Annotated in this window: 20 protein-coding genes and 1 tRNA gene; 17 read left to right on the forward strand and 4 right to left on the reverse strand. The window is 32.6% G+C overall.

Features of this window, described 5'->3' with window-relative positions; genetic code table 11:
• The first annotated feature begins 23 nt into the window (after positions 1-23).
• The 3 genes from rnr to Q7C23_RS02045 are packed head-to-tail and all read left to right on the forward strand — an operon-like array spanning position 24 to position 3,587.
• Entirely contained in the window at positions 24-2,204 is a 2,181-nt protein-coding gene (rnr, locus tag Q7C23_RS02035) for a ribonuclease R (RefSeq protein ID WP_375030946.1), read from the forward strand.
• A gap of 23 nt (positions 2,205-2,227) precedes the next feature.
• Complete coding sequence (locus tag Q7C23_RS02040) at positions 2,228-2,896, forward strand: head GIN domain-containing protein (RefSeq protein WP_375030947.1); 669 nt, start codon at positions 2,228-2,230, stop codon at positions 2,894-2,896.
• Between the two features lie 13 nt (positions 2,897-2,909).
• Complete coding sequence (locus Q7C23_RS02045) at positions 2,910-3,587, forward strand: LysE family translocator (protein WP_194656427.1); 678 nt, start codon at positions 2,910-2,912, stop codon at positions 3,585-3,587.
• A 220-nt stretch (positions 3,588-3,807) separates the two neighbouring features.
• On the opposite strand, the gene Q7C23_RS02050 is transcribed toward Q7C23_RS02045, so the two are convergent.
• Positions 3,808-3,878: transfer RNA gene (locus Q7C23_RS02050), tRNA-Cys, on the reverse strand.
• Between the two features lie 94 nt (positions 3,879-3,972).
• Positions 3,973-4,332: a dihydroneopterin aldolase gene (gene folB, locus Q7C23_RS02055; RefSeq protein ID WP_375030948.1), complete on the reverse strand. Its 360-nt coding sequence runs from the start codon at positions 4,330-4,332 to the stop codon at positions 3,973-3,975.
• A 107-nt stretch (positions 4,333-4,439) separates the two neighbouring features.
• Between folB and Q7C23_RS02060 the strand changes: the two genes are divergently transcribed.
• The 5 genes from Q7C23_RS02060 to Q7C23_RS02080 all read left to right on the forward strand — a co-directional run bounded on the left by Q7C23_RS02060 (position 4,440) and on the right by Q7C23_RS02080 (position 9,018).
• The gene (locus tag Q7C23_RS02060) at positions 4,440-6,557 is read left to right on the forward strand and encodes a glutamine--tRNA ligase/YqeY domain fusion protein (RefSeq protein ID WP_375030949.1); all 2,118 of its coding nucleotides are present in this window, start codon (positions 4,440-4,442) and stop codon (positions 6,555-6,557) included.
• 880 nt (positions 6,558-7,437) lie between these two features.
• Positions 7,438-7,914, forward strand: a complete 477-nt coding sequence (locus Q7C23_RS02065; RefSeq protein ID WP_375030950.1) for a hypothetical protein — start codon at positions 7,438-7,440, stop codon at positions 7,912-7,914.
• A gap of 91 nt (positions 7,915-8,005) precedes the next feature.
• A complete protein-coding gene (locus tag Q7C23_RS02070; RefSeq protein WP_375030951.1) occupies positions 8,006-8,332 on the forward strand; it encodes a YtxH domain-containing protein in 327 nt (108 codons plus the stop codon).
• Between the two features lie 77 nt (positions 8,333-8,409).
• Complete coding sequence (locus Q7C23_RS02075) at positions 8,410-8,760, forward strand: hypothetical protein (RefSeq protein ID WP_026982394.1); 351 nt, start codon at positions 8,410-8,412, stop codon at positions 8,758-8,760.
• A 3-nt stretch (positions 8,761-8,763) separates the two neighbouring features.
• Entirely contained in the window at positions 8,764-9,018 is a 255-nt protein-coding gene (locus tag Q7C23_RS02080) for a DUF6327 family protein (protein WP_072970013.1), read from the forward strand.
• Positions 9,019-9,036: 18 nt separating this feature from the next.
• Here the strand turns inward: Q7C23_RS02080 and Q7C23_RS02085 are convergent, their stop codons facing one another.
• On the reverse strand, positions 9,037-10,023 hold the full coding sequence (locus tag Q7C23_RS02085; RefSeq protein ID WP_375030952.1) for an SPFH domain-containing protein: 987 nt from the start codon (positions 10,021-10,023) through the stop codon (positions 9,037-9,039).
• Positions 10,024-10,164: 141 nt separating this feature from the next.
• Between Q7C23_RS02085 and Q7C23_RS02090 the strand changes: the two genes are divergently transcribed.
• The gene (locus Q7C23_RS02090; RefSeq protein WP_375030953.1) at positions 10,165-11,142 is read left to right on the forward strand and encodes a hypothetical protein; all 978 of its coding nucleotides are present in this window, start codon (positions 10,165-10,167) and stop codon (positions 11,140-11,142) included.
• A gap of 32 nt (positions 11,143-11,174) precedes the next feature.
• Here Q7C23_RS02090 and gltX read toward each other — a convergent pair whose 3' ends face one another.
• Positions 11,175-12,680 (reverse strand): glutamate--tRNA ligase, encoded by a 1,506-nt coding sequence (gltX, locus tag Q7C23_RS02095; protein WP_375030954.1) that lies wholly within the window; start codon positions 12,678-12,680, stop codon positions 11,175-11,177.
• A gap of 164 nt (positions 12,681-12,844) precedes the next feature.
• Here gltX and Q7C23_RS02100 point away from each other — a divergent pair, with 164 nt between their 5' ends.
• The 8 genes from Q7C23_RS02100 (at position 12,845) to Q7C23_RS02135 (ending at position 24,460) form a co-directional block, all read left to right on the forward strand.
• Entirely contained in the window at positions 12,845-16,198 is a 3,354-nt protein-coding gene (locus Q7C23_RS02100) for a hypothetical protein (RefSeq protein ID WP_375030955.1), read from the forward strand.
• On the forward strand, positions 16,195-16,614 hold the full coding sequence (gene ybeY, locus Q7C23_RS02105) for an rRNA maturation RNase YbeY (RefSeq protein ID WP_072970009.1): 420 nt from the start codon (positions 16,195-16,197) through the stop codon (positions 16,612-16,614). The genes Q7C23_RS02100 and ybeY overlap by 4 nt, the downstream gene beginning before the upstream one ends.
• Before the next feature lie 410 nt (positions 16,615-17,024).
• The gene (mnmG, locus tag Q7C23_RS02110) at positions 17,025-18,896 is read left to right on the forward strand and encodes a tRNA uridine-5-carboxymethylaminomethyl(34) synthesis enzyme MnmG (RefSeq protein WP_375030956.1); all 1,872 of its coding nucleotides are present in this window, start codon (positions 17,025-17,027) and stop codon (positions 18,894-18,896) included.
• Between the two features lie 172 nt (positions 18,897-19,068).
• Positions 19,069-19,533 carry a hypothetical protein gene (locus Q7C23_RS02115; RefSeq protein ID WP_375030957.1) on the forward strand — a complete coding sequence of 155 codons (465 nt, stop codon included), beginning with the start codon at positions 19,069-19,071 and terminating at the stop codon, positions 19,531-19,533.
• A gap of 53 nt (positions 19,534-19,586) precedes the next feature.
• The gene (locus Q7C23_RS02120; protein WP_375030958.1) at positions 19,587-20,435 is read left to right on the forward strand and encodes a class I SAM-dependent methyltransferase; all 849 of its coding nucleotides are present in this window, start codon (positions 19,587-19,589) and stop codon (positions 20,433-20,435) included.
• Between the two features lie 247 nt (positions 20,436-20,682).
• Positions 20,683-21,252, forward strand: coding sequence for an OmpH family outer membrane protein (locus Q7C23_RS02125; protein ID WP_375030959.1), 570 nt, complete (start codon positions 20,683-20,685; stop codon positions 21,250-21,252).
• A 99-nt stretch (positions 21,253-21,351) separates the two neighbouring features.
• The gene (locus Q7C23_RS02130; protein ID WP_375030960.1) at positions 21,352-23,631 is read left to right on the forward strand and encodes a helix-turn-helix domain-containing protein; all 2,280 of its coding nucleotides are present in this window, start codon (positions 21,352-21,354) and stop codon (positions 23,629-23,631) included.
• Positions 23,632-23,701: 70 nt separating this feature from the next.
• Positions 23,702-24,460 carry a hypothetical protein gene (locus tag Q7C23_RS02135; protein ID WP_375030961.1) on the forward strand — a complete coding sequence of 253 codons (759 nt, stop codon included), beginning with the start codon at positions 23,702-23,704 and terminating at the stop codon, positions 24,458-24,460.
• Positions 24,461-24,619: the final 159 nt, after the last annotated feature.

Raw genomic sequence — 24,619 nt, forward strand, 5'->3', positions numbered from 1 at the left:
TTTAACTTTTTAAGAAAAGATATATGAGTAAGAAAATTAGAAAGCCGATAAAAAATGAGAAAGATTTCTCTAGTAAGATAGTAAAAATTTTATCGCAAAGCCCAAATAAAGCATTCAACTACAAACAAATAGGAGCAAAGTTAGAACTTGACGATACAAAAAGCAGAAACCAGATTATAAAAGATTTAAAAATTCTGGCTGCTTCAAAGAAAATTATAGAAACCGAACCTGGTAAATATTTAGTAAAAGCCGAAAGTCAGGATTATTACGAAGGAACAATTGATATGACGAGCAGAAAAACGGCCTATTTTATTTGTCCGGATTTTAGTGAAGACGTTTTTATTCCGACTAATAATTTGAATTGTGCATTAGACAAAGACAAAGTAAAAGTTTATGTTTATAATAGAAGAAAAGGGAAAAGACCGGAAGGGGAAGTAATTGAAGTAATTGAAAGAAATAAAACAGAGTTTGTTGGTGTAATAGATATTCAGGCAAATTTTGCTTTTGTATCGACAGCAAATCCTAAAATGTATACGGATATTTTTATTCCGAAAGATAAAATTGGAGAAGCAGAAAATGGAGATGTTGTACTAGTTACGATTGAAGATTGGCCTAAAAGAGCTGATAGTCCGTTTGGATCTGTGATTAAAGTTTTAGGGAAACCTGGAGAACACAATACAGAGATTCATGCCATTTTAGCCGAATATGGTTTACCGGCAGATTTTCCGGTAGAAGTAGAGGTATATGCACAAAAGATTGATACTTCAATTCAGGAATCTGAAATTGCAAAACGTCGTGATATGCGTGATACACTGACATTTACGATCGATCCAAAAGATGCAAAAGATTTTGATGATGCCTTGTCTTTCAAAAAGTTAGAAAACGGAAATTACGAAATAGGTATTCATATTGCTGATGTTTCGTATTATTTGGAAGAAGGAACAATCTTAGATGATGAAGCGTATCAAAGAGCAACTTCGGTTTATTTGGTTGATAGAGTAGTGCCAATGCTTCCTGAAGTTTTATCTAATTTTGCCTGTTCATTGCGTCCTAATGAAGAGAAATATACGTTCTCTGCTGTTTTTGAAGTTTCTCCAACATCGCAGGTTATTAACCAATGGTTTGGTAGAACAGTAATTTATTCAGATCAGCGATTTGCTTATGAAGAAGCGCAATATATCATTGAAACAAAAGACAATACAATTCCGGTTGATATTTCAATTACCGGAGAATCTTATGTGGTTTCAGATGAAATTGTGGAAGCAACTTTAAAATTGGATGAATTAGCTAAAATTTTGAGAAAGAAAAGAATGGCTAATGGTGCTATTTCTTTTGATAAAGTTGAAGTAAAATTCAATTTAGATGCAGAAGGAGAACCAGAAGGAGTATACTTTAAAGTTTCAAAAGATGCCAATCATCTGATTGAAGAATTCATGCTTTTGGCCAATAGAAAAGTGGCAGAATATATTGGTAAACAAAAGAAAACATTTGTTTACAGGATTCACGATGAACCAAATGAAGATAAATTAATTGCGATGCAAACCGTAATTGCTAAATTTGGTTATAAAATTGATTTCAGAAACAAAGGCGATATTTCAAAATCATTGAACGCTTTGATGGAAGAAGTTAATGGTAAAAAAGAGCAAAACTTAATTGATACTCTTGCGATTAGAAGTATGAGTAAAGCCAAATATTCAACAGAAAATATTGGCCATTATGGTTTAGCTTTTGATTATTACAGCCATTTTACTTCACCAATTCGTCGTTATCCTGATGTTATGGTACATCGTTTGCTGCAATTTTATTTAGATGGAGGAGCTTCTGTAAACGAAGAAATTTACGAAACAAAGTGTTTACATTGTTCCAATATGGAAAGTTTAGCAACCAATGCTGAACGCGACAGTATCAAATACATGCAGGTTAAATACATGCAGGATCACCAGGATGAAGAATTTTTGGGAGTTATTTCAGGAGTTACAGAATGGGGAATTTATGTTGAAATTGTTTCGAACAAATGTGAAGGAATGGTTAGAATCAGAGAAATAAAAGACGATTATTATACTTTCGATGAAAAGCAATATGCCTTGGTTGGAGCTACTTCAAACAGCATATTGCAATTAGGAGATGAAATTTATGTTAAAGTAAAAAATGCCGATTTAGTTAAAAAACAACTGGATTTTCATTTTTTAAGAAGAGCAGAATAGTTGTTAAATTAAAATAGAGAGATATGAAAAAGTTATTAATTGGTGTGGCAATTTTATTTGTACAAATGTCATTTGCACAGGTAACGAAAGAAGTAGGAGATTTTGATGAAGTAAAAGTTTTTGATAAACTTCATGTTAAATTAGTAGCGTCTTCTGACAATAAAGTAGTTATTAAAGGAGCTCGTGAATCAGAAGTAGAGGTTATCAACAAAAAAGGGATCTTGAAAATAAGAATGACTATGTCTAAATTATTATCGGGAGATGATTTAGATATTACCTTGTACTACAAACACATAGAACTTATTGATGTTAATGAGGGAGCTCTTGTTACAAGTACAGAAGCTATAAAAGCAACTTCATTTAAAGTAAGTGCTCAGGAAGGTGGTAAAATTAATGTAGATTTGGATGTTGATAAACTAAAAGTAAGTTCAGTTTCAGGAGGAGAAATTACTTTAACAGGTAAAGCTTCTAACCAGGATGCAAGTCTGGGAGCTGGTGGTTTTTTATTAGCCAGTAAATTAGTTACCTCTCAAACTACAGTAAGCGTTTCTGCGGGAGGAAAAGCAGATGTGAATGCTACTACGCTTGTTGATGCAAAAGTGAGCGCAGGAGGCTCTATTTACATTTACGGAAAACCTAGACAAATTAATCAAAAAACGGTTTTTGGAGGTAAAATCGAAGAAGTGAAATAATAATTCTATTTGAATGATAAATGATATTTTGGCTGGACTGCCATGGGGACTTTTTTTAAGTTTTATGGTAGGTCCAGTATTTTTTATATTACTAGAAACCAGTATTACAAAAGGATTCAGAGCAGCAATAGTCTTTGATTTTGGTGTAGTATTAGGTGATATTTTTTTTATAGCCATTGCGTATTTAGGAAGTTACAGACTAATTCAGAGTTTAAAAGATAAACCGGCACTCTTTATTTTTGGCGGAATTATTATGCTGGCTTACGGTTTAATTTCTTTCGTAAGATTAAAGAAAGAAGAAAAAATAAACGATGAAGAAATTGATCGTGATATTATCAAAAGAAACTATGGAAGCTTGTTTGTTAAAGGTTTTTTACTGAACGTTATCAACATTGGAGTATTGGGATTTTGGCTGGCAGTTATCATTTCTGTCGGACCAAAATTAGAGATGCAAAATTCCAGAATGATTACTTTTTTTACATCAGTTATTATAACTTATTTATTGGTTGATTGTCTTAAAATAGTATTAGCCAAACAATTAAAATCTAAAATGACACCCAATAATATTCTTAAAATAAAGAAAATTATAAGTATTGTTTTAATGGTTTTTGGATTTGCTTTAATGATCCAGGGCTGGTTTCCAAAAGAAAAAGAAATGGTTAGAAATGCTTTTGAGAAGATTGAGAAGTAGTTGTTAACAACTGAAAGATATAAATTAAAGCCTCTGAATTTCAGAGGTTTTTTTGTATTTAAAATTACATTTTAACATCTAGTTTGTCATTTCGACGAAGGAGAAATCACATTCAGAGAGCAACGAACCGGAATTCCGTTATGTCATTTCGACGAAGGAGAAATGACAAGATTGCGAAAAAATGAAAAAAAAAAGAGATACATTTCTGTATCTCTTCTTGAGGCATCGTCCGGATTCGAACCGGAGTAGGAGCTTTTGCAGAGCCCAGCCTAGCCGCTCGGCCACGACGCCATTGCTTGAACGGATGGCAAAAGTAACTAAAATCTTTAAAATTCAAAACTTTAAAAGTAACTATTTTAAAAAATTAGCTTTTTGCGGGAAAGAATTACTTTCTAATTTCCGTCATTTTTATAGTAACTGATTCAACATCACCACCAATAGGAGGATTTATTTTAGAAACCCAAACTGTTGTTTTTTCTATCATTTCTATCTCAGCAAGTACACGAATATTGATTCTTTTGGCCACATGTTCTAATAAATGCGAACGAATTGCCATTTCTTCGGTAACAATTTTGTTCAAATGTACATAATCAACAGTGTCAAGAAGATGATCTGTTTGTGCCGATTTCTGTAAATTGGTTTTAATTTTTAGATCAACAGTATAGTCTGATCCAATTTTTCCTTCTTCGATTAAACACCCATGGTAGGAAAAAGTGCGGATGTTTTTTAGTTTTATAACTCCCATTTTCTTATTGTTTAAAGTCTAAAGTTTCACGTTTAACGCCACTTAAGTAACTTTAAAACTGAAACCTGAAACCTTTTTTTTATCTTTGCTAAAATTACTATAAAATAATGGCATCAGAAGAGAAATCACTCAATTTTATTGAACAAATCATAGAGGAAGATTTAAAATCAGGTCTTTCGCAAACTAAACTTCATTTTCGTTTTCCACCAGAACCAAACGGTTATTTGCATATCGGACACGCGAGTTCTATTGCATTAAATTTTGGTTTAGGAATTGATTATCAGTCTCCTGTAAATTTACGTTTTGACGATACAAATCCAGAAAAAGAAGAGCAGGAATTTGTTGACGCTATTAAAAAAGATGTCGAATGGCTGGGTTATACCTGGGCAGAAGAACGTTATGCTTCAGATTATTTTCAACAATTATACGATTGGGCCGTTTTATTAATTAAGAAAGATAAAGCCTATGTGGATAGTCAGTCTTCTGAAGATATGGCAATTCAAAAAGGAACTCCGTCTACTGTTGGTACAGATAGTCCGTACAGAAACCGTTCTGTAGAAGAAAATTTAGATTTATTCGAAAGAATGAAAAACGGTGAATTTGAAGCTGGAACTCATATTCTTCGTGCAAAAATAGACATGAAATCTACCAATATGCTGATGCGTGATCCTATCATGTACAGAATTTTACACAGACATCATCATAGAACCGGTGACGATTGGAAAATCTATCCAATGTACGATTGGGCACACGGACAAAGTGATTATTTAGAAGAAATCTCACACTCCTTTTGCACACTTGAATTCCTGCCTCACCGTGAATTATACGATTGGTTTTTAGACCAGATTATTGATGAAAATCAGATTCGTCCAAAGCAAAGAGAATTTGCAAGACGTAACTTATCACATACTGTTGTTAGTAAAAGAAAATTACAGCAACTAGTTAAAGAAAAGCATGTTAACGGTTGGGATGATCCTAGAATGTCAACCATTTCTGGATTAAGAAGACGTGGTTATACTGCTGCTTCATTGCGTAATTTTGCGAATACAATTGGTATTGCAAAACGTGATAATTTAATAAATGTATCGGTTTTAGAATTCTGTATTCGCGAAGATCTGAACAAAATTGCACCTCGTGTAATGGCTGTTTTAGATCCTGTAAAATTGGTAATTACAAATTATCCTGAAGGAAAAGAGGAGTGGTTAGAAGCAGAGAATAATCAGGAAGATGAGAATGCAGGTTTCAGAAAAGTACCTTTTTCCCGTGAATTATACATTGAAAGAGAAGACTTTTTAGAAGAAGCTCCAGCGAAGTTTTTCCGTTTGACTTTAGGAAAAGAAGTACGTCTTAAAAATGCGTATATCATTAAAGGAGAAAGTGTTGTAAAAGATGCAGCAGGAAATATTTCAGAAATTCACGTTACTTATGATACCGATTCTTTGAGCGGAAGTGGGACAGAAGCAAGCCAAAGAAAAGTGTCTGGAACGTTGCATTGGGTTTCTATTCAGCATGCTGTTGAAGCAGAAGTTCGTATGTACGATCGTTTGTTTACAGATGAAGCTCCTGACAGTTATAAAGAGAAAAATTTTCTGGATTTTGTGAATCCAAATTCATTAGAAATAATCAAAGGATTTGTTGAACCAAGTTTAGCAACAGCTCAAAATGAAGATAAATTTCAATTTCAACGTTTAGGGTATTTTACTGTTGATAAAGATTCAACTCCTTCAAAATTAGTATTTAACAAAACTGTTGGATTGAAAGATGCCTGGGAAGAAAAAGGTAAAAAAGAAGAAAATAGCATCAATAATTCTTTAAAAGATATTAATAAATATTTTAAAGTTGAAACTAAACCAGAACGTATTGCAATTGAAAGTGCAATAGGAGAGAGTATTAAAAATGTTTCTACCTTTTCATTGTTGCAAAATTCATTAAAGAAAAATATCAATAATAATAAAGCTTCATTATTGTTTGCTCAGTTTATTTTGAAATATTCTCATTTGAAATCTGCTGATTTTGAAGAAGAAGATATCAAAAAATTATATACAATGTCATTAAGAAGTGAATCAACTTATGTTCGATCAAAAGCACTTTTAAATTTAAGAGATTTAGAAAATGAAAGTTTCAAAACTCAGTTTGAAGATGAAATTTTAAAATTATATTCAAATCCTCCAAAAAATGCTTCAGAGAGAGAAATTGAAATTCTTTCTGAAATGGTAAAGAAATAATATCATTAAAATCTATTTAAAAGCGCTTTTTATAAGCGCTTTTTTTATTATTTGTATTTTCTATTAAAATTAAATTTTAATAAATATTTTATATTAAAAGTGATGCGCATAAATTGATTTTAAACGATTTTTTTACTTCTTCCGATATAGAATTCATCTTTCAAAAAATAATTACAATAAGCGTCTTATTTTAGTTTTAGGTCTTATTTTAGTCCTCTTTAGAGCTTATTAACAACAGAATGTTTATAAAGTTGCTATTTTCAATCTTCTTTTAAAAAAGCTGTGAATTTTGCCAAAATTAAGAAGTAAATTTTATTATATCAATTTTAACGATCAATACTTAAAATTTACAAGATTATATTTATTATATATAAAAACTATTAAATTAAATTTTTTAATAGATAATTTAAACTAAAAGTGACCTTCATAATTTAATTTTAAGGCCTTTTTTTACTTCTTTCATCTCGTAACTCATCTTTTGAATAATTGTTGATTTTTAAGCTTTATTTAAGTTTTAGACATCATTTTTGTGAGTTTAACGGGTTATTAACATACAATTGTTTATAAAGTTGCTATTTTTATCCAAAGGTCAAATCTGAAATTTTTTAATTTTAAAAATGGCACTTTAGGAATCAAATCTGAGTTTATCTAAAAATTCAAAAATTACGTTTTTGTTTTTAGATTTTATTCTAAGTATGTATTCCAAAAATTGGTTTTATGGTCAATTCTAATTGTGTTGATGTTTTTGATAATACTTCAGTAAAAGTATTTTTCAAATCATTTCATAATTTTCAAATTTCATGAAATTGGTTTTGTGATTTATAAATTTTGATTTTCATTTTTGATCAAAGAAATTTTTTAATCCTTAAATTTAATTATCATGAAAAATGTATTTTTTACTCTGGCTATTTTATTTGCAAACATTGCAATTTCTCAAACACATCAAATTTCAAAACACAATGGAGAGGAATTGGATGTTAATTTTATCAAACATGAAAATGATTTAATTCATTATTCGTTTAACGGAAGCTCGGAAGAACATAAAATTACCAAGTACGCTGTTTCAAAAATTACCAATAAACAAACAAATCAGACTAAAAAAATATCTGATAGAGTAGTAGTAGATTCAAAATCAGATTACAAAATGGTAACTGTTTTACCTCAGGAAAAGACAATAGGTTTAAAACAAGCGGCTAATTTTTCAGGAATATTGACGAAGACAAAAGGCGAACCGCCAATTGCAAATCAAAACCAAACTGCTTTGAGGATCAAAACGCAGTCAGCTTCAAAAGGTTATCCATTTGTTAGCATAGTTGAAAATGACGGAAAATACGAAGCAGTTGCATACATGTATTAATTGTATTGTTAAATTATAGTAAATATCATTTAATCAATATTTTATATTTCAAAAAAGCAGTACCTTTATTAATCATTTAAATTTTAACATTATGTCAAAGAACTTAAATACTATTGCGGCAATATTAGCTGGCGCCGCTGCAGGTGCAGCAATTGGAATTTTATTTGCTCCGGATAAAGGATCAAATACCCGAGCGAAATTAAAAGAAGGTATAGATGATGCAGCACATAATTTGAAAGATTCATTATCAGCAAGTTCTGAAGTTCTTCGTGAAAAATTCACTGGTGCTACTAAAGGCCTTGATGGTACTTTTGATGAATTGCTTTCGAATGTAAGTCATAAAACAGAAGAGGTAATTACGTTTTTAGAATCTAAACTAGCTGATTTAAAAGCACAGAACGCTAAACTTCAAAAATAATAAATACAAGAAGCACAAATTTTGATTACTTTTAAAAGTAATTTTTTGTGCTTCTTTTTTTAATTTAAACTACAATTATGGCTTTTGAGGAGTTAAAAGAAAATACTGAAAACATTCAGGATCAGGCTAAAGTTTATTTAGACAGTCATTTAGCGTATTACAAACTTTGGGGATTTAAGGTTGCGATGAAATCGACCACTTTAATTTTCAAGTTTACTCTGATTTTATTGTGTTTTAGTATGGTTTTACTTTTTGGATCTTTTGCGGCAGCTTACGCTTTTGGAGCATTATTCGAAAGTACGGCACTTGGATTTTTAGCGGTAGGAGGGATCTATCTTTTGTTTACCATTTTACTTTTCTTTATTAAAGATAAGTTTGTGGAAGGTCCAATTTTAGAAAAATTCTCAGAAATCTTTTTTAACGACTAATTTATGGAACCAAAAAAATACGCATCATACGCTGAAATCGAAAGAGATTTGGAGATTCTGAAATTAGAAAAGGAGATTAATTATCAAAAATTGGTCTTAAGTTTTCAGAGGACTAAGGAAGGAATTACACCGCAGAAAATTGTTAATGGATTCTTTTCTTCTTATAAAGATTATTTTTCGAACAACTATCCTAAGATTTTGCAATCCATTTTACCACATATTATCAGTTGGTTATTCAATAAAAAAAGAGGCAATTAAGCCTCTTTTTTATTTGTATTATTCTTTTATTTCGGGTTGAATATCATCTTCATAACCAGATTGAAGTGGTTCAATCTTTTTAGGTTTTTCAATCTTTTTATTGTTTTTCTTCATCATTTCTCCAACCTGATTCGATGCTGAGAACGATGCAACCATATTATTCAGCATATCACTTCCGGCTTGTGGAGAATTCGGTAACAAAATTAAATTTGAATTGGCGTCTGCACCAATTGCCTGTAATGTATCGTAATGCTGTGTAACTACAATTAATGCAGAAGCTTCTTGAGAATTGATTCCCACACTGTTCAAAACTTCAACACTTTCTACTAAACCTCTTGCAATTTCACGACGCTGATCTGCAATACCTTGTCCTTGTAAACGTTTACTTTCAGCTTCAGCTTTTGCTTTGGCAACGATTCTGATTCTTGAACTTTCAGCTTCAAATTCGGCAGCCGTTTTTTCTCTGTCTGCGGCGTTGATTCTGTTCATCGCATTTTTAACCTGGATATCCGGGTCAATATCAGTAACTAAAGTATTGATAATATCATAACCGTAGGTAGTCATGGCTTCATTCAACTCTCTTTTTACAGCAATGGCGATATCATCTTTTCTTTCAAAAACGTCATCCAATTTTAGTTTTGGAACTTCGGCACGAACGACATCAAATACATAGGCCGTAATCTGATCGTGTGGATATTCCAGTTTATAAAAAGCATCGTATACTTTTTCCTGAATCACTTTAAACTGAACCGAAACTTTCATTTTGATAAAAACGTTGTCTTTGGTTTTCGTCTCGATGATAACATCTAACTGTTGAATTTTAAGATTTACACGTCCGGCAATTCTGTCGACAATCGGGATTTTAAGTTGTAAACCTGAATTTCTTACGCTTAAAAATTTACCAAATCTTTCGATTACAACAGACGATTGCTGTTTCACGGTAAAAAAAGAAGACATGAAAATAAAGAATCCGAAGACTAAAAGGATAATTAATGCTGTGTTCATGGTGATATAGTTTAGTATTTATTAATCGTTTAAAATTACGAATAATATAATAACATTTATTATCTATATATTTTCTTTAGAAGATTTTATTTGTTAAAATTTATTCTATTTTTGGATCAAATTAAACCAAAAACAAAATTTATGAAAAAAATTCTATTTTACATTCTAGTATTAACTTCTTTCGTTTCGAAAGCTCAGATAAACGTTACTTTCTACGGAGATCCAGATGAACTAAAACAATTAAAAACACGACCATTAATTGTTGAAACTTTAGAAGAAGATCCAGATGTTTTGAAGAAATTAAGCAAACCTAAAAAGGCTGAAGAATTAGCTGATTACAAAAAATTCATTGTTGACTTTAATGCAGATTTTAAAATTTATGCTCAGAAATACTGGACGTTTACTGATAAAATGGAATTTAAAACCAGCACTGAAATTGAAGCTTTGCAAAAAGCCAAAAGTAAGGAATATGCTGTTTTAAGATTAATTCAGTTAAATGATAAAGGTTATTGGGGAATTAAAACTAATCAAAGTATTCCTGCTGTTGCATTTACAAGAATAGAAAGTAATGTTGGTAAAGCTGATTCTAAAATTTATTTACCATCAAGAAATTTAAATAATGATAAGTCTTTATCTGAGGCAGATTACAAATACTCATTATTAATTCTTCAAGCGAACGTAAATTGGATTATTGCTAATGATAAAGTTTTAAATTTTGACAAGTATGCTGAAAGGATGGCAAAGGAAAATGTTTCTAAATTAAAAGGGAAAACATTATTAGTTGAGGATAATATGTTAGCGAAGGGTAGAACTAAAGAAGCTGCAATAAAAAATTATGGTGGAGATTTAAAATTTGTTTCGGAATCTGAATTGAGTGATGCATTAATTAATAAAGCAAAAAATACTGCGGTTGTTTATACAGCGCCTTATGGAATTGTTAAGTCGAATGTGTCAATCGTTTCACAATCAACAATAATATATTTTAAAATTATTGTTGATTGTGAAACGAATGAAATTCTTTGGTTGTATATGCCAGGTGCTATGAATTGGGGAGCAAATATGTCAAACCAATTAACAGAAGGCGAATTTAAAGTAATGGCCGATTTAAAAATAATCTAAAAAAAGCTCCCAATTTGGGAGCTTTTTTGTTTTTATAAAGTTGCTATTGCTTTCTGAATTCTAGAAATAGTTTCTTCTTTTCCAATGATTTCAACAATGTCAAACAGGTGAGGACCTTTCAAGGCTCCAACCAAACTCAAACGGAAAGGTTGCATTACTTTACCCATTCCAATTTCATTTTTCGTTAACCAGTCTTTTACGATTGCTTCAATATTTGCTGAATCAAATCCATCAATATATTCAAGAGTCGAAATCAATTCCTGCATTAGAGCTGGTGTCTCTTCCTTCCAGTTTTTACTTGCTTTTTCATCATACGATGTAGGAGCCTGGAAAAAGAAATCAGTTAAATCCCAAAATTCAGATACGAAATGTGCTCTTTCTTTAATCAGGGAGACGATTCTCGTAACATCATATTTAGAGACATCAACACCTTTTTCTACCAAAATAGGAGTGAAGTCTTTCGCTAAATCAGCATCATTTTGTTTGATTAAATATTGATGATTGAACCATTTGTTTTTCTCCGGATCAAATTTTGCTCCCGATTTGTGAACTCTGTTTAAATCAAAAGATTCCACTAATTCTTCTAAAGAAAATAATTCTTTATCCGTTCCGTCATTCCAGCCTAGCAAAGCAAGGAAGTTGATAACGGCTTCCGGGAAAAATCCTTTTTCTCTGTAACCAGATGAAACACCTTCTTCTGTTTTCCATTCTAATGGAAACACAGGAAAACCTAATTTGTCACCATCTCTTTTTGATAATTTTCCGTTTCCAACCGGTTTTAGAATCAAAGGTAAATGTGCAAATTCCGGAGCATCCCAACCAAAAGCTCTGTACAATAAAACGTGAAGTGGCATCGATGGCAACCATTCTTCTCCACGAATTACGTGTGAAGTTTCCATCAAATGATCATCTACAATATTAGCCAAGTGATAAGTTGGCATACCATCACTTTTGAATAATACTTTATCGTCAAGTAAACTGGTTTCAAATTTTACATCACCACGAATGATATCTTTTAAATGTAAAGTTTCATTAACCGGAGTTTTAAAACGAATCACATAATGTTCTCCATTCGCAATTCTTTTAGCAACTTCTTCTGCAGAAATTACCAAAGAGGTATCTAACTTTTCACGAATAGTATGATTGTAAATAAATGTTTTTCCCTCAGCTTCTTGCTCTTTTCTTAAAGCATCTAAAGCTTCCGGAGTATCAAAAGCATAATACGCCCAATCCGAATTGATCAATTGATCAGCATATTGTTGGTACAATTCTTTACGATCACTTTGTCTGTACGGACCAAATTTTTCATTTTTACCAACGGTTTCTTCAGGAGCAATTCCCAACCATTCTAATGCTTCCATAATATAAGCTTCGGCACCAGGAACAAAACGAGTCTGATCTGTATCTTCAATTCTTAAATAGAAAACACCATTGTTTTTTTTGGCAAATAAATAATTAAATAGGGCAGTACGAACTCCGCCAATATGTAATGGTCCAGTCGGACTTGGTGCAAAACGCACGCGAACTTGCTTTGACATTTGTTTAAATTTTGATGCAAAGATACAATATTAGTCAAAAGTCATAAGTCGAAAGTCTGAAAGGTTTTTGGTTACGTAGAGAACTTTTGACTTTCGACTTTTGACTTTCAGACTTATCGTTATAATTACTACTTTTATAGGTTATAATCAAAAGAGATTTTATTTTGAAAACGACATCTGCTATATATCAAAAGTTAGAAGCTTTTATAAAGAAATATTATACTAATGAATTAATAAAAGGAGGGCTTCTTTTTATCGGATTCGGATTATTGTATTTTCTGTTTACGCTTTTTATTGAGTATTTTCTTTGGTTAAAACCTTTGGGAAGAACGGTTTTATTTTGGATGTTTATTGGAGTAGAAGTTTTCCTTTTGTTCCGATTTATCTTGTTTCCTATTTTTAAGTTGTTCAAACTTCAAAAGGGAATTGATTATAATCAGGCTTCCAAAATTATTGGTAACCATTTTACAGAAGTGAGTGATAAGCTTACGAACTTTTTGCAATTATCATCTTATGAAAATTCAGCTGAAAGTTCAGAATTAATGTTGGCTTCAATTGAACAAAAAGCGAATTCATTGCAACCAATTCCGTTTGGAAATGCAATAAATTTTAAAGCTAACAAGAAATATTTGCCATTGGCTTTGATTCCAATTTTACTTTTTGCAGTGTTTTATATTTCTGGAAACAGTACTATTATTTCACAAAGCTTTAATAGAGTAGTACATTTCAATGCTACATTTTTACCACCAGCTCCTTTCAAGTTTGTGGTTTTAAATTCAAATTTACAAACAGAACAAAACAAAGATTTCGTTATCAAAATGGAATCGGTTGGGAAAGTTGTTCCGGAGAATGTGATGATTCATATTGGAGATGAAAGTTATTTTATGGAATCATCTCAACCAGGAAAGTTCGAATTCAAGATTGAAAAACCAGTAGATAATGTTCAATTTTCTTTTGAAGGAAATTCGGTTTCATCAGATGAATATGAATTAAAAGTTATTACAGTTCCATCAATTGCCAACTTCGAAATGGTGTTGAATTTTCCATCTTACTTAAAAAAGAAATCAGAAACTATCCAAGGAACAGGAAATGCAATTGTACCAGAAGGAACTTTGGTAACCTGGAAAATGAATACACAATCAACTCAGGAGATTGTTTGGAAGGATGAAAATGCGATTTTTAAGTTTAATAAAGCCGAAAACGAGTTTAAATTGGCTAGAAACATCAGTCAAAATACAGAATATCAAATTCTTACTTCAAATAATAAGGTAAAAAACTACGAAAAATTGGATTACCAGCTGTCTGTTATCAAAGATCAGCATCCAACAATCACAGTTTCACCTGCACCGGACAGTTTAAAATTGGATAAGAATTATGTCTTGGGGAGACTGGGAGATGATTATGGATTATCAAAATTACAGATTGTATACTACGAACGTAACAAACCAAACACTGCAAAGCGTGGAACCATTCCTGTAAAGCAAGCCGTATTTGATCAGTTCGTTTTTAACTTTCCAAGTAATCTTGCTGTAGAAGAAGGAGTATCGTATGAATACTATTTTGAGGTTTTCGATAATGATGCGCCACATCATTTTAAGAGTACAAAGTCTTCTGTTTTTTCAGACAGAGTTTCTACTACAGATGAAGTTCAGGATATGGAATTGCAGCAGCAAAATCAGAACATCAATAGTCTTGAAAAATCTTTAAAGAATCAGAACAAGCAATTTTCTGAAATGGATAAGATTCAAAATACCGGAAAAGAAAAAGATAATTTAGAGTTTAAAGATCAGCAAAAAATCAATGATTTTATTAAACGTCAAAAACAACAAGACGAATTGATGAAACAGTTTGCTGAGAAAATGAATCAGAATTTAGATAAATTCAAAGACGAAAAGAAAGACAAAACGGCTGAAGATTTGCAAAAGCGTTTAGATAATGCAGAGAAAGATTTGGAGAAAAACCAAAAACTTTTAGATGAATTAAAGAACTTGAATGATAAATTGAATAGTGAAGATTTGTTTGATAAGATGGAAAAATTCAAACAGATCAGCAAGAACCAATCTCGCAACTTAGAACAATTGGTGGAGTTGACAAAACGTTTTTATGTTGAGAAGAAAGCAGATCAGGTTGCTGAAAAATTAAATAAGTTAGCAGACCAACAAGAGAAACTTTCTAATAAGGAAAGTGAAAACACCAAAGACAAACAAGATGAAATCAATAAATCCTTTGACAAAATTCAGGAAGATTTAAAGGATTTAAAAGAAGAAAATAAAACATTAAAAGCACCTTTGGATATTCCTTCTGATGCTTCAAAAGAAAAAGATGTTGATTCTGATTTACAAAAAGCTTCTGAAGAATTAGGTAAAAAGAATACTTCTTCTGCTAAGCCAAAACAAAAAAGTGCTGCTCAAAAAATGAAGAGCATGGCACAACAAATGGAGTCGAGTATCGAGGGTGGCGATCAGGAACAATTAGAAGAAGATGTTGCAATGCTTCGTCAGGTTCTTGATAATCTTTTAGCGTATTCTTTATCTCAGGAAGATGTGATGAAACAATTTAAATCGATGAAATTAGGTTCTTCGGCTTATACTAAAAATATTAAAGTGCAACAGAATTTAAAACAACAGTTCAAACATGTTGATGATAGTTTGTTTGCTTTGTCTTTGAGAAATCCAAAAGTAGCTGAAGATGTAACGAAGGAAATTGGCAACGTACAATATAATGTTGATAAAGCTATCGAATCTTTGACAGACGTTCAGGTTCCAAAAGGAGTTTCGCATCAACAATATGCTGTTTCATCTGCAAATAAATTAGCTGATTTTTTAAGTGATTTATTAAATAACATGCAGATGTCTATGGCGAAACCAGGATCAGGAAAACCAAAACCGGGAGAAGGACAAGGAATGCAACTGCCAGATATTATTCAAAAACAAAAAGGATTAGGTGATAAAATGAAAGAAGGTATGAAGCAAGGAAATAAACCTGGAGAAGGACAGGATAGTAAAAGTGGTGAAGGCAAACAGCAGGGTAAAGAAGGACAAGGTAAAGACGGGCAAGGAAATAAAAATGGAGGAAAAGGAAAGGAAAATAAAGAAGGTAATGATGGAGAAGGAGATGCAGAAGCAATTATGGAAATATATAAGGAACAGGTAAAACTTCGTGAAGCTTTGCAAAAGGAATTAGCGAAACAAGGTTTGGATTCTCAAGGTAAATCTGTGATTGATCAAATGAAGCAATCTGAAAAGCAACTTTTGAATAAAGGTTTTAAGAATGAAAACCTTCAAAGGATTTTAAATATTCAACAAGAATTATTAAAACTGAACAATGCAGTTCAGCAACAAGGTCAGGATACGAAGCGTCAATCTGAAACAAACAAAGCTGAATTTTCTAATCGTTCGAATGCTTTACCAAGTTCACTTTTGGAATATTTAAACAGTGTAGAGATTTTAAACAGACAATCACTACCTTTGCGCTCGAATTTTAATCAAAAGGTTCAAGAATATTTTAATACAAAATGATCAATTTTAATTACGAAACCGAATTCACTTTAGATAACGAACAAGCCTTTTCTGATTGGTTAAGTGCTGTAATCGTTTCTGAAAATAAAAACGAAGGAGAGATAAATTATATTTTTTGTGACGATGAATATCTTCACAAGATAAATGTAGAATATCTAGATCACGATACACTAACCGATATTATCAGTTTTGACTACACAGTTGGTAACGAATTAAACGGAGATATATTTGTTTCTGTAGAAAGAGTAGAAGATAACGCAAAGGATTTTAATGTTTCTTTTGAAGAGGAATTGAAACGCGTTTTGGCTCACGGTATATTACATTACTGTGGTTATAAAGATAAATCAGATAAAGATGCTGAACTAATGCGTTCAAAAGAAGATGAAAAAATAGCAATGTTTCACGTGGAACAGTAGGAGGTTTGTTTCAGGTTTATTTGGTTTCAAGTTTCAAGTTGTTAAAAAGAGTTAGCTGTTCCACGTGAAACATGTTTGATTTTGATAATAAAAGAATCTGAACGTTCCACGTGAAACATGTTTAATTTTGAAAACGAAAATTTCAACGTTTCACGTGGAACATTTAAAAATGAAGTTTTGATTTGAAGTTTTGATTTGAAGTTTTGATTTGAAGTTTTGATTTGAAGTTTTGATTTGAAGTTTTAAGGGGAAATTAATAAATGTTCCACGTGGAACTTTTGTATGGTGAGAGCCTGAAACTTGAAACCTGAACCTTGAAATCTGTTCAGCATGTTCCACGTGGAACAAAGGAATAAAGAATTTAATTCTGAGAGCCAACTTAAACGGTTTCCCGGAGAATAAAAGATAAAATGTTTTTAGAAGAATACGATGTTATAGTAGTTGGTGCAGGTCATGCTGGATCTGAAGCTGCGGCCGCTGCCGCAAATTTGGGATCGAAAACCTTATTGGTTACGATGAGCCTGCAGAACATTGCACAGATGTCTTGTAACCCAGCGATGGGTGGAATTGCAAAAGGACAAATCGTGCGTGAGATTGATGCGTTGGGAGGATACTCTGGAATTGTTTCAGATCGAACCGCAATTCAATTTAAGATGTTGAACAAATCAAAGGGACCTGCAATGTGGTCGCCGAGAGTTCAAAGTGATCGAATGCGTTTTGCTGAAGAATGGAGAATGATGTTGGAGGGTACTCCAAATTTGGATTTCTACCAGGAGATGGTAAAAGGTTTGATTATCGAGAACGGAAAGATAAAAGGAATCAAAACTTCGTTGGGAGTAGAGATTCGATCTAAATCTGTCGTCTTGACAAACGGAACTTTTTTAAATGGTTTGATTCATATTGGAGAAAAACAATTTGGAGGAGGAAGAGCAGGAGAAAGTGCCGCAACCGGAATTACCGAAGATTTGGTGAAAGCAGGATTTGAATCGGGTAGAATGAAAACAGGAACACCTCCGAGAGTGGATGGACGTTCTTTGGATTATTCTAAAATGAATGAGGAAAAAGGAGATGCAAAGCCGGATAAGTTTTCTTATTCTGATTTGACAACTCCATTGACGCATCAAAGATCTTGTCACATGACATACACGTCTTTGGATGTTCATGATATTTTGAGAGAAGGTTTTGATCGTTCACCAATGTTCAACGGAAGAATCAAAAGTCTTGGTCCAAGATACTGTCCTTCGATTGAAGATAAAATAAATCGTTTTGCTGATAAGGAACGTCATCAACTTTTTGTTGAGCCGGAAGGATGGAATACTTGTGAAGTTTATGTGAACGGATTTTCAACTTCGCTTCCAGAAGATATTCAATTTAAAGCTTTAAGTTCAGTTGCCGGATTTGAGAAAGTAAAATTTTTCCGTCCAGGTTATGCAATCGAATATGATTATTTTCCACCAACACAATTGAAACATACTTTGGAAACAAAGTTAGTGGAAGGGTTGTATTTTGCCGGACAGATTAATGGAACGACAGGATATGAAGAGGCAGCTTCGCAAGGTTTGATGGCCGGAATAAATGCGCATTTAAAAGTGCACGAAAAAGCGCCGTTAATTTTAAAACGTGACGAAGCTTATATTGGAGTATTGATCGACGACTTAATTACGAAAGGAACGGAGGAGCCTTATCGTATGTTTACATCAAGAGCAGAATACAGAACATTGTTGCGTCAGGATAATGCCGATTTCAGATTGACGCCAATGTCACATGAAATTGGTTTGGCTTCTGAAGCTCGTTTGCGCCGAATGGAAAAGAAATTAAACGAGTCTGAGAAAATGGTTGCCTTCTTCAAAGAGACGAGTGTCTCGGTTGCTGAAACAAATCCAATTTTAGAAGCAAAAGAAACTGCTCCAATTACACAAGGTGATAAAATGTTTAAAGTTTTTTCTCGTCCACAAATTGATTTGGAGGACATGATGAAATTTGAAAAAGTAAAAGAGTATATCGAAGCAAATGACGTTGATCAGGAAATTCTGGAACAAGCAGAAATTCAGGTCAAGTATTCTGGTTATATAGAAAAGGAAAGAAATAATGCGGATAAACTAACTCGTTTAGAAGAAGTGAAAATTCCGGAGAATTTCGATTACAATAAAATCAAATCGATGTCGATTGAAGCCAAACAGAAATTAAGTAAAATTCGACCTGTTACCATTTCACAAGCGTCAAGAATCAGTGGAGTTTCACCGAGTGATATTTCGGTACTTTTGATCTACATGGGAAGATAAAGAAAAGTTTATTTTGTTTCAGGTTTCAAGTTTCAAGTTCTGGAACGTGAAACCTGAAACAATTTTAGTTTGAGGATTTAGTCTGAAACTTGAAACAAGAAAAACTTGAAACAAAAAAGCAATTGTTCCACGTGAAACTATTTGAATAATCTAAAATCTAAAATTTATTTTTATGAAGATTGTAGAAAAGGAAATACTGTCTTTAGACGAGAAAGCGGTTTTGCGTGAACTTTGGAACGAAGAATATCCGGTACGATTGCATTTGAAAAATAATGAAGATTTTGAATTGTATTTAAACGGACTTTCTAATACAAAACATTATTTGCTGCTTGATGATTCAAATAAAATTAACGGCTGGGCATTTACTTTTTTGAGAGAAGGAGAAGATTGGTTTGCTATAATTTTGAACCACCAAATACAAGGAAAAGGAAATGGTTCGCTTTTAATAAATGAATTAAAAAAGAACAATGCGAGTTTGAATGGTTGGGTTATCGATCATGAAAATGAAGTGAAACAAAATGAAAAATATTATAGATCTCCAATGCCGTTTTATATTAAAAACGGTTTTACAATTTTGACAGCAATTAGAATTGAAAATGAAAAGATGTCGGGTGTGAAGATAAATTGGAAACACTAAAAGATATAAAAAAATAAACCCTAAAAATAAACCAAATACCTACTAATTATAAAATGGACGTTTTAAACAAAAAACATTTTCTCACTGTAAAAGATCATTCTGTTTCGAAAGAAATTTTTGAGTTGTATTATGATGAAACTTTAGATATGCTGATTACATCTCCACAACCCGCTTTAGAAAATCTGGGAAGATATTACGAAAGTGAAGATTACATTTCGCATACAGATAACAAAAGGTCCTTATTTGAAAAAGCATATCATTTTGTAAAAAATATTGCTTTAAAGAATAAATTGAATTTAATTAATTCCGAACAACCTCATAGAGGAAGAATTTTAGACATTGGTGCTGGAACAGGAGATTTTTTGTTGACAGCAAAAAATGACGGTTGGGAAACAGTTGGAGTGGAACCAAGCGAGCGAGCAAAAAATATTGCGATACAAAAAGGAATTTCCTTTGTGAACGAAATTGACGCACTTGAAAATAATTCTTTTGACGTAATTACCATGTGGCACGTTTTGGAACACGTTCCAAATTTAGAACTTCAAATTCAGGAATTGAAGCGTTTACTAAAACCAACTGGAACATTAATTGTTGCGGTTCCAAATTTTAAATCGTACGACGCAAAATATTATAATGAATTTTGGGCAGCTTATGATGTGCCAATTCATTTTTGGCATTTCTCAAAAAAAGCCATTCAATCACTTTTTGAAAAAGTAGATATGAGATTGGAAAAAGTGCTTCCAATGAAATTTGATTCTTTTTACGTGAGTTTATTATCCGAAAAATACAAAACTGGAAAAATGAATTATATTAGTGCTTTTTTCGTCGGATTAAAATCAAATTTAAAAGCGAGCAGTTCAAAAGAGTATTCATCCCACATTTATGTCTTAAAAAACAAGTAAAACGCAATTTAAGCGTGTTTCTGCCATTTTTTCACCTTAATTGAGGGGAATTTATGTCTTTTTTGAGAAAACGTTTCTAATGAAAGCTATTAAAGCCAGTTTTAATAGTGTTGAATTATTGACATTTTTCTTTCCATAAATAAAAACAATATCATAAAATTATAGCATTTTTTAAACTTTATGTTGGTGCTATTTATTTTTTTATATTTTTGTCTTCAATACATTAAAAAAAATAGAAATTTAGAAAATGAAAAAAGCATTAGTAATTATCGCACTTTCAATTTTGGTTGTTTCGTGTAATAAAGCAACAGAGGTTAAGGAAGTAAAAACAGCTTACGTTGATACTTCAGTTTTAATGAAGGAGTACACTGAAGCGAAAGATCTTGAAGCAAAATACAAAGCTCAGGCAGAAGAAAAAGGAAGACAGCTACAAGCGGAAATTACTCGTTTTAAACAAGACGCTGCTAATTTTCAAAGTCAGGCACAAGCAAACGGACAAGCTTGGGCACAACAAAGAGGAGCTGAATTGCAAAAAAGAGAGCAACAACTTGGTTATGCTCAACAAGCATTATCTCAACAATTGCAACAAGAAAGTGGTGTTGAAATGGATTCTCTAATCAATGGAGTTAAAAAATTCATCAAAGATTACGGTAAGAAAAACGGTTATTCTTATATCTACGGTACAGGAGATGCAGCATCAATTTTATACGCTGAAGAGAAATATGACATCACAAAAGATATCATTAAAGCTTTAAACGATAAATATAAAGCTGAACCTAAAACGGAAGCTCCGGCTAAAGAAGAAGCTAAAAAATAATACCAAACAAACTAACTAAATTAAAAACCTAAATCTGTCAAGATTTAGGTTTTTTCTTTTATAAAAACGCGATACTTTTGGTATTTCAATACACGCCCAATGCAAAACGTTTCAGAAGCTGCTGCTTACACCTTACAATTCATTAATCAAACGCAAAAATCTATCTTTCTGACCGGTAAAGCAGGTACAGGAAAGACGACTTTATTGCGTGAAATCATTGCGACTACACATAAAAACACGGTTGTGGTGGCACCTACCGGAATTGCAGCACTAAACGCTGGCGGTGTGACCATTCATTCGATGTTTCAGCTTCCATTTTCAGCTTTTTTACCGACTTATGAAGAGAGTTCACAGTTTACGGAAACGGTAAAATTCGAAAATAAAGAGTCGCTGCGAAGGCATTTCAAAATGAACAATGTTAAGCGCAACGTGATTAGAAACATGGAGTTGTTAATAATTGATGAAGTGAGTATGCTACGTGCGGATTTGCTTGACGCTATTGACTTTATGATGCAGACGGTGCGCAGAAATACACGTGCTTTTGGAGGTGTTCAGGTGCTGTTTATTGGCGATTTATTGCAATTACCACCCGTAATTCGGGATGAAGAATGGCGCACTTTGCGTAATTATTACAAGGGAAAATTCTTTTTCCACTCGCATGTAATTCAGCAAAATCCTCCTTTATACATTGAATTATCTAAGATTTATCGCCAGAGTGATGATAAATTCATTTCGGTTTTGAACAATCTTCGAAACAATCAGATTACACCTCAGGATATTCAGATTTTGAACGAATATGTAAAACCGGATTTCGATTTAAAGAATAATCTGGGTTATATAACATTGACCACGCATAACGCAAAAGCCGATTCGATGAACGAGCAGGCGATAGGCGATTTGGCAGGAAATGAACATGCTTATCAACCGTTTGTGGTTGGGGATTTCCCTGAAAAAATCTTTCCGGTGGAGGAAAATTTAAAGTTGAAGGTTGGTGCACAAGTCATGTTTGTAAAGAACGATTTGTCATTTGAAAAGCGCTATTTCAACGGAAAAATGGGCGTTATCAAATCCCTTTCTCCGGAGGAAATTTTTGTTCATTTTCCGGAAGAGAATAAAACCATTGAAGTTGAGAAGTACGAGTGGAAAAACATTCGCTACAAAGTAAACGAGCTGACAAAAGAGATTGAAGAAGAAGTTTTGGGCACATTTGCGCATTATCCGCTAAAATTGGCCTGGGCAATTACGGTGCATAAAAGTCAGGGACTAACTTTTGAGAAAGCTGCGCTCGATGTATCGCAAGTTTTTGTTCCCGGACAAGCATATGTGGCATTATCCCGCTTAACGTCCTTAAACGGCCTTATTTTGCTTTCTCCGCTACAAATGAATGGTATTTCGAACGATCAGGATGTGATGGACTATGCTTTGAATAAAGCTACGGAAGAAGTTCTAAAAAATTCACTACACTTTGAAACCAAAAACTTCATTCATAACTATTTGATTAACAGTTTTAATTGGACTGATTTGGCTCAAGAATGGCGAAACCATCGTTTTAGCTATAATGAAAATGCCGTAAACTCAGAAAAAGCAAAACATTCTGTGTGGGCACATAAACGTTTAGAAACGATTGATTCGTTGGTTGACCCCTCTCAAAAATTCGTTCAGCAGCTTAATAAGATTTTCAGTAAAGAAACTGTCGATTTGGTTTTTGTGCAGGAAAGAGTAGTGGCGGCTTATGATTACTTTTTCAAACCGATGGATAAGCTGGTAACCGATCTTTTGCAGAAAATGGCTGAAATTCAGAAGTTTAAAAAAGTAAAGGAATTTTATGAAGAACTGGCTCTTTTAGACGATTTGCAGACCAAAGCCGTTTTACGCTTAATGAAGGCCAAATTGCTTATAGAAATCGTCGTGGCAGGTGAAACCATCAGTAAAGAGAAATTGACGTCTACAGCGATTAAAAACTACAAAACAGACAAGGTTAATAAGATCCGTGAGGAATTTAATATGTCGAATACCGATATTTTTAAATTGGATGAGCCTACAGTTCGTTATACAGCCAGAAAATTAGATAAAAGTGCGCCAAAAGAAGTAAAGAAAACTACCGTGGAAGAAACGCATGATTTGTGGTTGGAAAAAAACTCTATTCAGGATATTGCCAGAATCAGAAAACTTACCGTTCAAACTATTGAAATGCACTTGGTTAAATTAATTCAGGCGAAGAAAGTTGATATTTCTGATGTCTTGCCATACGATAAAATCCTGGCATTAAGAGAAGCTTTTGAGTTTTATCAGGAAGAATCCCTGAATGGCCTGAAAGAAGAACACGGCGACGAATTTACCTGGGACGAACTTAAAATGTACAAAGCCAGCATTAATTGATTTTGTATTTTGTAACTTAGTGTTAGATAATTGGAATTTACCAATCAAACATTATGTAAAATAGAAAATTATGAGAAAGATAATTTGCGTTATATTTATTGCTTTGTGCATTCAAAATGTTTCGGGTCAGGATTTAAAACCAGAATATCAAAAATTCGTCAAAAGCTTTATTTCCAATGTAAAAAGTAACAACAGAGAAGAAGTGGCCGCTTTTATTTCTTTTCCACTTGGAAGAGAATACCCAATTCCTGTCGTTAGAAACAAAGCTGATTTTATAAAACGATACGATCAAATTTTTGATGCAACGCTCAAGAAAGAAATCATAAACTCTAATCCTTCAAAAGATTGGTCTGAAATGGGTTGGCGCGGTATAATGCTGGGGCAGGGAGATATATGGATGGATACAACCGGGAAAGTAATCACAATCAATTATCGATCCCAGGCGGAGAAAGATCTTAAAAACAAATTAATTGCAGACGAAAAAGGAAAACTTCATCCTTCAATTGCCACTTTTAAAGCTCCGGTTTATGTTTTGGAAACTTCAAAATTCAGAATCAGAATTGACGATTTAGGTAACGATAATTACAGATACGCTTCCTGGTCGATTAAAAACCCGATGAGTCAAAAGCCAGATTTAATAATCACTAATGGAAAATGGATCTCTGATGGAAGCGGAGGGAACAGCCATTATGAATTTAAAAAAGACGCTTATTTGTATGAATGTTATATTATCGTAATCGGAACAGATGACTCTCCGCCAGCTTATTTATCAATCTCTCAGAATGGAAAAGAGATTCTCAATCAAAATGCAAAAATAGTGACCAAATAACAAAAACCTGTTTCATGTGGAACAGGTTTTTTGGTTTTTATCAAAATAATAATGAGATGAATTAATGCGTTATAAATTTAAAGTTTTTATCTGAAAGCATAAATTAATTACTTTTATATTCAGAACTTAATAATCAGATTAATAATCAATTAAAGTGTT

It is taken from the genome of Flavobacterium sp. LAR06 (genome assembly GCF_041946075.1).
Taxonomy (GTDB): Bacteria; Bacteroidota; Bacteroidia; order Flavobacteriales; family Flavobacteriaceae; genus Flavobacterium.